11 protein-coding genes are annotated in these 13,616 nt (G+C 73.0%); 4 read left to right on the forward strand and 7 right to left on the reverse strand.

What is annotated here, in order from left to right; all coding sequences use genetic code 11:
- Nucleotides 1-8: 8 nt before the first annotated feature.
- The 4 genes from CRP30_RS02320 to sucC all read right to left on the reverse strand — a co-directional run bounded on the left by CRP30_RS02320 (nucleotide 9) and on the right by sucC (nucleotide 4,614).
- Nucleotides 9-1,184, reverse strand: coding sequence for a cell division protein PerM (locus tag CRP30_RS02320; protein WP_097182345.1), 1,176 nt, complete (start codon nucleotides 1,182-1,184; stop codon nucleotides 9-11).
- A gap of 84 nt (nucleotides 1,185-1,268) precedes the next feature.
- Nucleotides 1,269-2,339 (reverse strand): hypothetical protein, encoded by a 1,071-nt coding sequence (locus CRP30_RS22640; RefSeq protein ID WP_200814503.1) that lies wholly within the window; start codon nucleotides 2,337-2,339, stop codon nucleotides 1,269-1,271.
- 206 nt (nucleotides 2,340-2,545) lie between these two features.
- Nucleotides 2,546-3,424, reverse strand: a complete 879-nt coding sequence (gene sucD, locus CRP30_RS02330) for a succinate--CoA ligase subunit alpha (RefSeq protein ID WP_097182346.1) — start codon at nucleotides 3,422-3,424, stop codon at nucleotides 2,546-2,548.
- Nucleotides 3,425-3,450: 26 nt separating this feature from the next.
- Entirely contained in the window at nucleotides 3,451-4,614 is a 1,164-nt protein-coding gene (sucC, locus tag CRP30_RS02335) for an ADP-forming succinate--CoA ligase subunit beta (RefSeq protein ID WP_097182347.1), read from the reverse strand.
- Between the two features lie 169 nt (nucleotides 4,615-4,783).
- Between sucC and CRP30_RS02340 the strand changes: the two genes are divergently transcribed.
- Nucleotides 4,784-6,667 carry a CocE/NonD family hydrolase gene (locus CRP30_RS02340; protein ID WP_159961488.1) on the forward strand — a complete coding sequence of 628 codons (1,884 nt, stop codon included), beginning with the start codon at nucleotides 4,784-4,786 and terminating at the stop codon, nucleotides 6,665-6,667.
- A 15-nt stretch (nucleotides 6,668-6,682) separates the two neighbouring features.
- Here the strand turns inward: CRP30_RS02340 and icmB are convergent, their stop codons facing one another.
- Together icmB and CRP30_RS02350 are read right to left on the reverse strand one after the other, a co-directional pair.
- Complete coding sequence (gene icmB / locus CRP30_RS02345; RefSeq protein ID WP_097182349.1) at nucleotides 6,683-7,087, reverse strand: coenzyme B12-dependent isobutyryl CoA mutase small subunit; 405 nt, start codon at nucleotides 7,085-7,087, stop codon at nucleotides 6,683-6,685.
- A gap of 85 nt (nucleotides 7,088-7,172) precedes the next feature.
- Nucleotides 7,173-8,216, reverse strand: a complete 1,044-nt coding sequence (locus CRP30_RS02350; protein WP_235003122.1) for a hypothetical protein — start codon at nucleotides 8,214-8,216, stop codon at nucleotides 7,173-7,175.
- 488 nt (nucleotides 8,217-8,704) lie between these two features.
- Here CRP30_RS02350 and CRP30_RS02355 point away from each other — a divergent pair, with 488 nt between their 5' ends.
- The 3 genes from CRP30_RS02355 (at nucleotide 8,705) to CRP30_RS02365 (ending at nucleotide 11,071) form a co-directional block, all read left to right on the forward strand.
- A complete protein-coding gene (locus tag CRP30_RS02355) occupies nucleotides 8,705-9,373 on the forward strand; it encodes an esterase/lipase family protein (protein ID WP_235003123.1) in 669 nt (222 codons plus the stop codon).
- Between the two features lie 220 nt (nucleotides 9,374-9,593).
- Nucleotides 9,594-10,523, forward strand: coding sequence for a M23 family metallopeptidase (locus CRP30_RS02360; RefSeq protein WP_235003124.1), 930 nt, complete (start codon nucleotides 9,594-9,596; stop codon nucleotides 10,521-10,523).
- Nucleotides 10,524-10,597: 74 nt separating this feature from the next.
- Complete coding sequence (locus tag CRP30_RS02365) at nucleotides 10,598-11,071, forward strand: DUF1203 domain-containing protein (RefSeq protein WP_097182352.1); 474 nt, start codon at nucleotides 10,598-10,600, stop codon at nucleotides 11,069-11,071.
- On the opposite strand, the gene pcrA is transcribed toward CRP30_RS02365, so the two are convergent.
- Nucleotides 11,061-13,379 (reverse strand): DNA helicase PcrA, encoded by a 2,319-nt coding sequence (pcrA, locus tag CRP30_RS02370; RefSeq protein WP_235003125.1) that lies wholly within the window; start codon nucleotides 13,377-13,379, stop codon nucleotides 11,061-11,063. The two genes, CRP30_RS02365 and pcrA, sit on opposite strands and share 11 nt — an antisense overlap.
- Nucleotides 13,380-13,616 lie beyond the last annotated feature (237 nt).

The following is a 13,616-nucleotide window of genomic DNA, read 5'->3' on the forward strand; positions in this document are numbered from 1 at the left end:
GGCCCGCGTCAGCCCAGTGCCCGCCAGCGGCTGACGGCCGCCGCGACGGCGGCGGCGATCCCGCTCTGCGCCGCGATGGCGATGGCCGTGGCGATCGGGGGCGCCCCCACCTCCGCCAGCGCGCCGTCGCCGAGGGAGCCGCCGGCCACCCAGACCAGCAGACCACCGGCGAGGCCCAGCAGCACCCCGGTGAGGATGCCGTTCAGCCCGGCGACGACCGAGCCGCCGTCGTGGTCGCGCATCCACCGGCCCACCGTCGTCCCCGCGACCAGCCCGGCGAGCACCGGGATGAGCTGGGAGACGAAGGCGACGAGCGGCACCGCCTGGGTGTCGGGCAGCGCGGCCAGCAGCGGCAGAGCCGGGACCGCGTCGAGGGTCACGCCGTGCACGGACACCGACGTCCCGGACCCGACGTGGAAACCGGGCCCCGCCGCGAGACCCAGCACCGCGGCGGCGGCGTTCGGCATCAGCAGGACCGCGAGGCCCGCGAGCCCGACCGCTCCGGCGCCGGCGCCACCCAGCGAGCGCGACAGGGCGGCGTAGCCGGAGGCGTCCGAGACGAGTGCGACCGCCACCACGAGGGTGCAGAGCGCCACGGCCGTGAGCAGCCCGGCGTACACGCCCCGCGCGACCGCCGGAGCCGTCCCGCGGTCCAGCACCTCGGCTACCAGGCCGGACTCCCGCGCGAGCCCCCATCCGGTGGCGGTCACCGCCACCACGGTGGCGCCGACGACGGTCCGGAGCAGGCCGACCCGCGCCTCGGGGGCGTCGGACGCCAGGGCCAGGCCGACCGTCAGGAGCAGGTGGACACCGGTGACGGCGGCCACCGTCCGCGCGAGGTCCGCCCCGCCGATCGGGGCGCGGAGCCGGGCGATTCCCCGACCGGCCTGCGCGAACCCCCAGGCGAGGCCCAGGGTCAGCAGGAGCGGGGCCAGGACCAACGGTCCGGACGGGAGCCGCAGCTCACCGCCCTGCGCCAGCAGCCACAGCCGCGCGGCCAGGACGGCGGAGGCGCCGACGGACCGGCCGCCGTCCGGGTCCAGCGTCTCGACGACGACGAGCGCCAGGCCGAGGCCGATCAGAGCGGCCGCGCTGACCGCCAGGGAGGCCGCCGCAGCGAGCCCGAGCAGGGACAGCCGACCCGTTCGACTCCCCTGGGGCAGACGGGAGAGCACGGCGACCACGTCCCCACTGTCCCAAGCCGAGGCGACCGGCGCGGTCGCACGCGCCGGGGCCTCCTCCGATATCCCGCGGCTCCGGCGCCCGCGTCAGGCGCCGGGCCGCTCGCCGGAACCGGGAGTGCCCGTGCCCTCACCCGATGCGGTCGAGCCACCTGACGGGGACGGCGGGGTGGAGCCGCCGTGCGGCGGAGGCTGTGGCGATGGCTGCTGCGGAGGCGGCGGCGGCGAGTACTGCTGCTGGGGCGGCTGCGCGTACGGCTGCCCCGGCTGCCCGTGACCCTGCCCGTAGGGCTGCTGCTGGCCGGGCTGCCGAGCGGGCTGGTGGCCCGGCTGGTGACCGGACTGGCCGAAGTCCGGAGCCGGCTGGTTAGCCCACTGCGCGGCGTTGGTCACCCCTGCGGGCAGCTTGGACCGGTTCCGGATCTCGGGGACCACGGAGAGCCCGGCGACCGCGAGGATGGCGGTCGCGGTCAGGAATCCGAGCAGCGGAGCGACCGAGAAGCCGCTCTCCATGCTGTCGAGCCACGCGAACAGCGTCAGGAGCCAGCCCAGCGCGGCGATCCCGACGGTGATCCACGAGCGTGGGAAGCCCAGTTTCAGTTCGACGAAGGCCGGGAGCACCGCCCACGCCGTGGCCAGCAGGAAGAGCACGAAGGCTGCCGTGACGCCGTCGAGGTCCCAGCCGCGCAGGGTGAAGCCGAAGAACTCGTCACCGAAGGTCACCCAGGTGAAGAAGGCGAGGACGAAGAAGACCACCGTCGCGCCGGCGATGACGTAGTCGGCGATCGTGAGCCGCTTCAGGTCGAAGCTGAAGCTCGGGCCGGCGGTCCCGGCTGGGCGACCGTAGGGCGGGTAGCCCTGCGACGGCCCGTACCCGGGCGGAGGGCCGTACCCGGGCGGCGGCCCGTAGCCCGCCGGTGGCCCGTAGCCGGGCGGAGCCTGCTGGCCGTACCCGGGAGGGGGCTGCTGGCCGTACCCGGGCGGGGGCTGCTGCCCGTACCCGGGCGGCGGGCCGTAGTTCGGTGGCGGCGCCTGGCCGTGGCCGGGCGGAGGGGCCTGCGGAGGCTGGCCGAACCCGGGCGGAGGGGCCTGCGGGGGCTGGTGCCCGTGCTCCGGCTGGCCGCCGCTGGGCGGCTGGGGAGGCTGGCTGGCGGTCATCGCAGGGCTCCTCGCAGAGCGTCGGGGTGCGAGGCGCATCGTGTCCGCCCGACGAGGGGCGGGCAACGAGGCTCGCGTGTCGTCGTCCGAACGTGATCTTCGCAGGCGCCCGGAGACACCGCTGCCCGGTGTCCCCCGTGGGGGAACACCGGGCAGCAGGGTGACGTGCTGGAACGGCCGCCCTTCAGGGGCCCTCCGGTCCTCTTTCAGGCGCTGACGATCTCCCGCATGAGGCGAGCCGTCTCCGACGGCGTCTTGCCCACGCGCACACCGGCGGCCTCGAGGGCCTCCTGCTTGGCCTGGGCGGTGCCGGCCGAGCCCGAGACGATGGCGCCGGCGTGGCCCATCGTCTTTCCCTCGGGCGCGGTGAAGCCGGCGACGTAGCCGACGACCGGCTTGGTGACGTTGGCCTTGACGAAGTCGGCGGCCCGCTCCTCGGCGTCGCCACCGATCTCACCGATCATGACGATGGCCTCGGTCTCCGGGTCGTCCTGGAAGGCCTGGAGGGCGTCGATGTGCGTCGTGCCGATGACCGGGTCGCCACCGATGCCGATCGCGGTGGAGAAACCGATGTCCCGGAGCTCGTACATCATCTGGTAGGTCAGGGTTCCCGACTTCGAGACCAGCCCGATCTTGCCCTGCTTGGTGATGTTGGCCGGGATGATGCCGGCGTTCGAGCGCCCGGGGCTGATCAGGCCCGGGCAGTTCGGCCCGATGATCCGGGTGGAGCTGCCCTGGGCGTGGGCCCAGAAGGAGGTCGAGTCGTGCACCGGGATGCCCTCGGTGATGACGACGGCGAGCCCGATCTGGGCGTCGACGGCCTCGATGACGGCGGCCTTGGCGAACGGCGGCGGCACGAAGATGACGCTGACGTCGGCGCCGGTCTCCTTCATCGCCTCGGCGACCCCGCCGAAGACCGGGACGCTCGTGCCGTCGAAGTCGACGCTGGTGCCGGCCTTGCGCGGGTTGACGCCACCGACGATCGCGGTGCCGGAGGCGAGCATGCGCTGGGTGTGCTTGCTGCCCTCGGAGCCGGTCATGCCCTGGACGATGACCTTGCTGTTCTCGTTGAGGAAGATCGACATCTCTACAGGTCCTGTTCGCTAGGGCTTCAGGCGGCGGCGAGTTCGGCGGCCCGGCGCGCGGCGCCGTCCATCGTGTCGACCACGGTCACCAGGGGGTGGTTGGCCTCGGCGAGGATCCGCCGGCCCTCCTCGACGTTGTTGCCGTCGAGCCGGACGACCAGCGGCTTGGTCGCCTCGTCGCCCAGGATCCCGAGCGCGGAGACGATGCCGTTGGCGACGGCGTCGCAGGCGGTGATCCCGCCGAAGACGTTGACGAAGACGCTCTTCACGGCCGGGTCGGAGAGGATGATCTCCAGGCCGTTGGCCATGACCTCGGCCGAGGCGCCACCGCCGATGTCGAGGAAGTTCGCCGGCTTCACGCCGCCGAACTCCTCCCCGGCGTAGGCGACGACGTCCAGGGTGCTCATGACCAGGCCGGCACCGTTGCCGATGATCCCGACCTCGCCCTCGAGCTTGACGTAGTTGAGGTTCTTCTCCTTGGCCCGCGCCTCGAGCGGGTCGGCGGCGGCGGCGTCCTCGAGCGCGGCGTGCTCCGACTGCCGGAACTCGGCGTTCTCGTCCAGGGTCACCTTGGCGTCCAGCGCCAGCACGGTGCCGTCGGGCGCCTTGGCCAGCGGGTTGATCTCGACCAGGGTGGCGTCCTCCTGGGTGAAGACCTCCCACAGCTGGATCGCGATGGCGATCACCTGGTCGCGTACCTCGGCGGGGAAGTTGCCCGCGTCGACGATCTCGGCCGCCTTGGCCTCGTCCACGCCCTTCGATGCGTCGATCGGGATGCGGGCCAGCGCCTCGGGCCGCTCGACGGCGAGCTGCTCGATGTCCATGCCGCCCTCCTTCGAGGCCATGGCCAGGAAGGTGCGGTTGGACCGGTCGAGCAGGTAGGAGAAGTAGTACTCCTCGGCGATGTCGCTGGCCTGGGCCACCATCACCTTGTGGGTGATGTGCCCCTTGATGTCCAGCCCGAGGATGTCCTGGGCGCGCGCCTTCGCGTCCTCGGGGTTGTCGGCGAGCTTCACGCCGCCGGCCTTGCCGCGGCCGCCGACCTTCACCTGCGCCTTGACGACGACGGTCTGGCCGATCTCGCGCGCGATCGCCTCCGCCTCGTCCGGCGTCTCGGCGACGCCACCGGGGAGCACGGGCACGCCGTGCGAGGCCAACAGGTCACGGGCCTGGTACTCGAAGAGATCCACGAACAGGCACCGTAGCCCGCCCGTAACCCGCCCGCCCCCTCGGGCGTTGTAGCGAGCGGGAAGGCGTGGGGGGCATCACACGATGCGTCACCCGATCGCAGCAGATCCGGCTCCGGCGGGACGCCGGCCCGCCGCGCCGCCCCGATCACCCACCGCCGAGGAGCCGTCCGTGCGTCGAGCCACCACCGTCCTGGTCACCGCGATGCTGACCACCGGAGGCATGGCCGCGCTGGCTCCCCCGGCGGCCGCCTCCGAGATCGTCCCGCGCGACCTCACCATCACCGTGACCGGCCTCGGGCCGGAGAAGCGGACCTGCCGGATCGACGCCGACCTCTACGTCCCCGCGGGAGTGACCAGCCAGCGGCCGGCACCCGCGCTCCTCGCCACGAACGGTTTCGGCGGCACCAAGGACGACCAGGCAGCTCTCGCGCAGGGCTTCGGCGAGCACGGCTACGTGACGCTCTCCTACACCGGCCTCGGCTTCGTCGACGGCGACAACTGCCCCATCACCCTCGACGACCGCGAGCACGACGGCGCCGCGGCGGCCCAGCTCGTCCGCTTCCTGGGCGGCGACCCGTCGATCTCGGCCGTGGACGACGTGACCGAGGAGCCGGTCCGGATCGACCAGGTCGTCCGCGAGGACGGCCGGTCGGGTGTGCGCCACGACCCGCAGGTCGGCATGACCGGCGGCTCCTACGGCGGACAGGTCCAGTTCGCGACGGCCGGGTTCGAGAAGGCCGCCAGAGCCGGCCGGCTCGACGCGATCGTCCCGCTGATCACCTGGAACGACCTCTCCTACTCCCTCGCCCCGGAGAACAGCCGCCTCCCGCAGGGCACGGCGCGCAGCGGTTCGGTGAGCTCGTCGGGCACCGGCGTCTTCAAGTACCAGTGGGCGGCGCTGTTCACCTCCGTGGGCGTGCTGAACGGCGCACAGGATCTCCAGGCACTGCTGGCGGATCCCGCCCGGTTCACCGCCTACTTCCAGCAGGCGGCGAACGCGGAGAACTGCGCGAACTTCGAGCCCGAGGTCTGCCGGGCGCTGGGCGAGGTCGCTGCGGTCGGCTACCCGAGCCCGGCGTCCATCGAGTACCTGCGCTCGAACTCCGTGGCCAGCTACATGCGCGACGTCCGCGTGCCCACGCTGATCGGGCAGGGCCAGGCCGACACCCTCTTCAACCTGCAGGAGTCGGTGGCGACGTACACGGCCCTCGAGCGCCAGGGGACACCGGTCTCCCTGATGTGGCAGTCGTGGGGGCACAGCAGCTCGACACCCAAGCCCGGCGAGCTCGACATGCGACACCCCGCGCAGTCGCTGCAGGGACGCGCCGCGCTGGCCTGGTTCGACCACTACGTCCGCGACCGCGGTCCCCGGCCGCCGCAGGGCTTCGCCTACTACCGCGACTGGGTCTACGAGGCGACCGGCGGCGACATCACCAAGGCGTACGCGACGGCGCGCTCCTACCCGGTGGGCACCGAGCGGACCTACCACCTGTCCGGCTCCAGCGTCGCGGGCGCCGACGGCTCGCTGGTCGGCTCGCGGACGCAGGTGGTGCCGAGCGTGAGCGCCTACAGCGGCGCGGCTCCCATCGGGCCGAACTACACCGAGACCTCGGCCCTCGACCAGACCGGTCCGGTGACCGACCCCCCCGGGACGGCGATCCGCTTCGCCACGCCGGCGCTGACCCGCGCCGTCGACGTCGTCGGCTCCCCACGGCTCACGGTGCAGCTGGACGCGCCGAGCGTCAGGGCGACCCAGGCGGGCGGACCGGCGGGCCAGCTGGTCGTCTACGCGAAGGTCTACGACATCGCGCCCGACGGGAAGACGGTCGAGCTGCCGAACCGGCTCATCTCGCCGGTCCGCGTCACCGACGTCACCCGGCCGATCACCGTCGAGCTGCCGGCGATCGTGCACCGGTTCGCGCCCGGCCACCGGCTCGCCGTCGTCCTCGCCGGTGGCGATCTCGCCTACCGCGGCTCCACCGTCCCGCAGCCGGTGACCCTGACGACGGGTCCGGGGCGGAACCAGCAGCTCACGGTCCCCGTCGTCGGCTGACGCAGGCGGGAGCGGCTAGGGCGCGGGGGCGCCCACGTGTTCCTGCACCCAGTCGACGATCTCGGTGGTGGTCGCCCCCGGCGTGAAGACGCGCCCGACACCCAGCTTCTGGAGCTCGGGGATGTCCTCGTCCGGGATGATCCCGCCGCCGAACACGACGACGTCGTCGATGCCGCGCTCGTCGAGCAGTTCCCTGAGCCGGGCGAACAGCGTCATGTGCGCGCCGGACAGCACGGAGAGCCCGACCGCATCGGCGTCCTCCTGGACGACCGTCTCCACGATCTGCTCCGGCGTCTGGTGCAGGCCGGTGTAGACGACCTCCATGCCGGCGTCCCGCAGAGCCCGCGCGACGATCTTGGCGCCGCGGTCGTGACCGTCGAGGCCCGGCTTGGCGATGACCACCCGGATGCGTTCGTCCACGCCGGCAGCCTAGAAGAAGGACCCCACTGCCCCCCACCACTCGCGAGCTCGCGGCGGGCCCCTGCAGAGGGGCCGCTCCAGTACGTCACCGAGCGCGGCGGAGTCGCCAGGCGAGTGCGGTGAGCACCGCGTAGCCCAGCCCGGTGAGCACCAGTCCGGCGCCGGGGAGGGTCCAGTCGAGCTCGTCGGAGGACACGGCGTCCCGTAGACCGGCCAGGGCGGCGCCGACGACGGCCACCGTGACGGCCAGCAGGCCACCGACGGCGGCCAGCCGCGGGCGGAGCGACGGCGCGATGACCGAGCAGAGGACGACGGCACCGGCGAGCAGCAGTCCGCCCATCAGCGCCAGTCCGGGACGCTCCAGCAGCGCCTGCGGGCCCTCCTGGGTCACCACGGTCTCCAGCCCCGTGGCGGGGTCGGTGACGAGCTGGTCGGGCACGTCGGCCGCGGGCAACGACAGGCACAGCACGGTCGTGACGCCCAGCAGGACGGCAGCTCCGGCCAGGCCCGACCGGAGCGGATCGAGCGCCCCGCCGTCGTCCATGACCGTCCGCCCCCACGAGGCGATGGCGACGACCCCGGCGAGGACCGTCAGGCCGAGCGCGAGGACGCCGAGGACCCACCCGGGGCCGGCCTCCACGCCGCTGGTGAGCACCCGCTCGCCGGCGAGCACCTCCACCCCTGGCCGGTTCGTGGAGCTGCTCCCGCGGTAGATCTCGATGAGCAGCTGGCCCAGCCCGAGCGCACCGGCCACGCCGGCGTACGCGAGCCCGAACTTCGGCACCGCCTTGCGGAGCAGGACCACACCGACGGCCAGGTGCACGGCCGGCACGAGCAGGGCGACGAGCGCACCGCCTGGCCCCTGCGCCGAGGAGAGCTCGCGACCGCCGACCACGAGGTAGGTCGGGAACACCGCCGCAGCTCCGGCGAGGGCGGCGAGCAGCAGCAGGATGCCGGCGACACGGACGCCCGCGGGCACCGTGCCGACCACCAGGCCGTCCCCCGCGGGAGGGGGCGCGACCGGCTGCGGGCGACGGCGCGAGGAGGCCGAGGTCCCGGCCGCGGCAGAGCGGCGAGCGGCGGACGTCGCCCGCCGGCCCGTCGCTCCGGTGCGGGTCTCGCGGGACACGGTTCCCCCTTGCTCGCCGGGTCCGGCGGCTCGTCGGTGGCCCAGGACGTGGGTCCCAGTCTGCGGCCGTAGTCGTCGGTCGCGGCGCTGCGGCTGGCGTCGGTCCGGTCACGAACGGGACTCGATCGGCCGATGGTTGGGTAGGTGCGTGTGACGACCGTCACAACAGCGCATTACCGTGATGCCAACGGACACACAACCGTCGACCAGCGAGGCCGAACCCGCGCCACTGCCGGTGAACGATCGGGAGAGGTACGGCCATGCAGTCTGGGAGTGCTCGGGACCGGACCCCAGCGTCGCACACGGCGCACGAGGTCGACGGCGGACCATGGGACGGGCTACGTGCCCTGTGTCGCCCCGCGACACTGACCGGCGGGCTCAGCGAGCTGGCGTGGGTCGGCGCCCACGTCCTCATGTACCCGCTGGGCACCCGTACGCCGGCGCTGCGCCCGGACCCGCGCCACCGGCCCGGCCACCAACCCGCGGCCGTGCGCGCACTGTTCGCGGCGGACCCCCTGGCCGCCCGCATCCCGGTGGTCCTGGTCCACGGCCTGATCGACAACGCCTCGATCTTCTCCGTGATGCAGCGCAACCTGCGCCGTCGCGGCTTCGCGCACGTCTGCGCGTGGAACTACAGCCCGCTCCTCACCGACGTCGCGCGCGGGGCGACCGACCTCGGCGCGCACATCGAGCGCATCTGCCAGCAGACCGGCCACGACCGCGTGCACGTCGTCGGCCACAGCCTGGGCGGCCTGATCGCGAGGTACCTCGTCCAGCGCCAGGGCGGCGACCGCCGGGTGGAGTCCCTCGTGACCCTCGGGACGCCGCACGAGGGGTCCGTGCTCGCGCACGTGGGGCCGACCCCGCTCATCCGGCAGCTGCGCCCCGGGTCACCGGTGCTCCGAGAGCTGGCCGAGCCGGCACCGGCGGTCCGGACGCCCATCACCGCCGTCTACAGCGACCTCGACCAGATGGTGCTGCCCACCAGGTCGGGGCGCTGCGACCACCCCGACCTGGCGGCGCGCAACGTCCTGGTCCGCGGGATCGGCCACATGAGCCTGCCCCGTCATCGTCTCGTCGTCGACGAGGTCGCGACCACGCTCGCCGGTCGCCGCCGGACCCCGGACGCGTCGGCCGACCGGGCGGCCGTCGCCTGACGGCGGCCCAGCATCGCGGGCCTGGCATCACAGAACGCACACATCGCGACACGTGCTGTTCGGTGCTTTGCCGGGCCCTGACGGATCGTTACGGTTCGGTCACGGCTTCGGTACACCTACCGGAGGACACCGCACCCCGGTCGTCCTGAGCCGCCACCGCTCCCCCGGTGGACCGCCCCGGGCGGATCGGCGGGGAAGCGCTCGTCCAGGAAGGTGCGCCTTGGCTCGCAGCAGTGCACCGCAGGTCCTCGAGGGACCTGGGTCCGAGCGCGACACGGCCTCCCTCGGCGCTCCCATCACCGCCACCTCCATCCCGGTGCCCCGCTCCGCCGCGACGGCCGCCGCCCTGGCCGCGGCCACGGCCAAGGCCGACGCGCGGCTCAAGGCGGACACGAAGCTCGACGCGAGCACGATGCCCGACGCGGACGCGAGCAGCGACACCGGTGACGCCCCGCCGGCTGCAGACCCCGCGCCGTCCCTCGAGCCCCGCCCGGGCGGCCGCCGGCTGCCCCAGCCGCCCGGTCGACGGGTCCACCTCTGGTTCGCCGCGGTCGTCATCGGCGCGCTGGTCGCCGCGGTCCCCGGCCTGTTCACCACGTCCGAGGAGCTGACGGGAACGGCGTCGGACTACGGGCTCGGCGTCGCCGCGGACCTCGCGATCGGCGGGCTCGACGACGCCGGCGTCCGCCGGAGCATCACCGAGGCCGAGGCGCAGGCCCGGCTGGGCGAGCTGGCGGCGTCCCGCGCCGCTCGCGCACCCAAGACCTTCCTGCCGACCCAGGGCCGGCTCACCACCTGCTACTGCATGCGCTGGGGCCAGATGCACTACGGGCTGGACCTCGCCGCCCCGCTCGGCACCCCGATCTACTCCGCAGCCGACGGCGTCGTGCTCAGGGCCGGACGGGTCTCCGGCTTCGGGAACGCCGTCTACATCCAGGACGCGGACGGCAACGTCCACATCTACGGCCACATGCGCTACTACGACGTCGCTGCCGGCGACATCGTGCACGCCGGCGACCAGATCGCGAAGGTCGGCAACGAGGGCTACTCGACCGGCCCCCACCTGCACTACGAGATCCACCGCGGCGACATGGACGGCCGCCCCCTCGACCCGCAGGACTGGCTCGCCGAGCGCGGCGTGCACATCTGATTCCCGGCCGGCCCTCACGACGCAGCGGCCGAAAGCCGCCAGCACGGGGCTGCTCAGCCGTCCAGGCTGGGTCCATGACTCACACCGACACCCAGGACTTCGCGCTGCGGTTCGAGCCGCTGCCCGCGTCGCTCGCTGCCCACGCCACGCGCACCTTCGTCGACGAGGACGGCGGGTTACCCCTTCGGTGCTGCCTACGGGACAGCCGGCCCGGCGAGCGCGTCGCGCTCGCGGGGGTCACGCCGGACGGCCCGCAAGGCGCGTACCGCGAGACCGGTCCGGTGTTCCTGCACGCGGCCGGGTGCTCGGGTCCCGCGCACCAGGGCTACCCCGAGGACTTCCGCCGCAGGACACAGGTCTTCCGCGCCTACAACCACGCCGGCGTCATCGTCGGCGGGGCGGTCGCCCCGCCCGGATCCGGTCAGGAGGAGGTGGCCGGCCGTCTCCTGGCGGATACCGATGTCGCCTTCCTGCAGACACGGAACGTCGTCTTCGGCTGCTACATGCTCACGATCCGGCGTGAGCCGCAGGAGACCCCTACAGCTTGACGAGCGGGGCGTACCGGAGGACGAGCCGCTTGGTGCCGCCGGAGCCGAAGTCGACGGTGGCCTGGGCCTTGTCGCCGATGCCGGTGACCTCCACGACGGTGCCGAGCCCGAAGGCGTCGTGGCTGACCCGGTCGCCCACGTCGACCGAGATGATCGCCCGGTTGCCCGCGCCACCGCGCAGGCCACCCGAGGAGAGGCCGGTCGCGGCCACCCGGGACTGCGCCGAGGAGTAGCTGTTCGACGACGCGGGAGCCGGCTCCAGGCGGGCCCAGTGCACGGTGTCGGCCGGCAGCTCGTCGAGGAACCGCGACGGCGGGTTGTAGGAGGGCTGCCCCCAGCTGGTGCGCACCTGCGCCCGGGAGAGGAACAGCCGCTTCTGGGCGCGGGTGATGCCCACGTACGCCAGCCGCCGCTCCTCCTCGAGCTCCCGGGGGTCGCCCAGGGCGCGCAGGTGCGGGAAGACGCCGTCCTCCAGCGCGGTCAGGAAGACCACGGGGAACTCCAGGCCCTTGGCGGTGTGCAGCGTCATCATCGTGACCACGCCGGCGTCGTCACCGGTGACCGGGATCTGGTCGGCGTCGGCCACCAGGGAGACCTGCTCCAGGAAGTCGGTGACCGTGCCGTTCGGGGTGGCCGCCTCGAACTCCGCGGCGACCGAGATGAGCTCGTTGAGGTTGTCGACCCGCCCCTCGTCCTGCGGATCCGTGCTGGCCTGCAGCTCGGCGAGGTAGCCGGTGCGGTCGAGGATGCTCTCCAGCAGTGCCGCCGGGCCGGAACCGGTCTCGACGAGCTGCTCGAACTCCTCGAGCAGCGCGACGAACTCCTGGATCGACTTGAGCGAACGGGTGGCGAGCTCGCCGACCTCCGAGCACCGGCGCAGCGCCGAGGCGAACGGGATCCGCTCGCGGTCGGCGAAGTTCTCGATGCACGCCTCGGCCCGCTCGCCGATGCCGCGCTTCGGGGTGTTGATGACCCGGCGCAGGCTCACGATGTCGGTCGGGTTCGCGACGACCTTCAGGTAGGCCAGCGCGTCGCGGACCTCCTTTCGCTCGTAGAAGCGCACGCCGCCGACGACCTTGTAGGGCATGCCGACCCGGATGAAGACCTCTTCGAACACCCGCGAGGCGTTGTTGGTGCGGTAGAAGACCGCGATGTCCTTCGGCTGCGCCACACCCTCGTCGACCAGGGCGTCGATCTGCTCGGCGACCCAGGCCGCCTCGTCGTGCTCGTTGTCGGCGACGTAGCCCTCGATCAGCTCGCCGTCGCCGGAGTCGGTCCACAGGTTCTTCGGACGGCGACCGGTGTTCTTGGCGATGACCGTGTTGGCGGCCTTGAGGATCCGCTGGGTGGAGCGGTAGTTCTGCTCCAGCAGGATGGTGGTGGCCTGCGGGTAGTCGCGCTCGAACTCGTCGATGTTGCGGATCGTCGCGCCGCGGAAGGCGTAGATCGACTGGTCGGCGTCACCGACGACGCACAGCTCGGCCATCGGCACCGGACCGGTCCCGTCGCCGACCAGCTCGCGCACCAGCATGTACTGCGCGTGGTTGGTGTCCTGGTACTCGTCGACCAGCACGTGGCGGAACCGGCGCCGGTAGTGCTCGGCGACATCGGGGAACGCCTGCAGCAGGTGGACGGTGTTCATGATCAGGTCGTCGAAGTCCATGGAGTGCGCCTGGCGCAGCCGCTGCTGGTAGAGCTTGTAGACCTCGGCCAGCACCTTCTCCGGCGCCGTCCCCGGGACGTAGCTCTCCTCGTCGACGAGCTCGTTCTTCAGGTTCGACACCTGGGCGGCCAGGCTGCGGCCGGGGTAGCGCTTCGCGTCGAGGTCGAGGTCGCGGGCGACCATCGTCATCAGCCGGACGGAGTCGCCCTGGTCGTAGATCGTGAAGGAGGACTTCAGCCCGAGCTTGCCGGCCTCGGCGCGCAGGATGCGGACGCACATCGAGTGGAACGTCGACACCCACATGGCGCGGGCTCGCGGCCCGACGAGGTGCGCCACGCGCTCCTTCATCTCGCCGGCGGCCTTGTTGGTGAAGGTGATCGCGAGGATCTCGCCGGGCTGGGTGTGCCGGGCGCCGAGCAGGTAGGCGATGCGGTGCGCGAGCACCCGGGTCTTGCCCGAACCGGCACCGGCGACGATGAGCAGCGGCCCGCCCTCGTGGACGACGGCCTGACGCTGCGGACCGTTGAGGCCGGCGAGCATCCGCTCGAGCTCGCGGCCCACCGAGCCCTTGGCGGTGCGCTGGAGGGCCTCGGTTCCGGGCAGGGACTGCTGCGGCCCGGTCAGGGCTTCCTGGACGCTGCTCATGTCCACATCACTGTAAGCCGGACGGGGGACACTCCCCCGTCCCCGTCCACGACTGCCCCACCCGTCCCACGGCAGTCCGTGGCCATCCCCTGCGGCCTGTGGCAGACTCCCACCCGTGCTCGCCACGGTCAGCTTTTTCTACGGTCACCGGGATCCGGTGTCCGTCACCGCTGGCTGAGCAACCGCCGCAACAGACGCCCCGGGCCCGAAGAGCCCCGGGGCGTTTCTTCGTTTCCG

Origin of the sequence: Blastococcus haudaquaticus, assembly GCF_900230285.1 — a bacterium.
Classification (GTDB): Bacteria; Actinomycetota; Actinomycetes; order Mycobacteriales; family Geodermatophilaceae; genus Blastococcus_B; species Blastococcus_B haudaquaticus.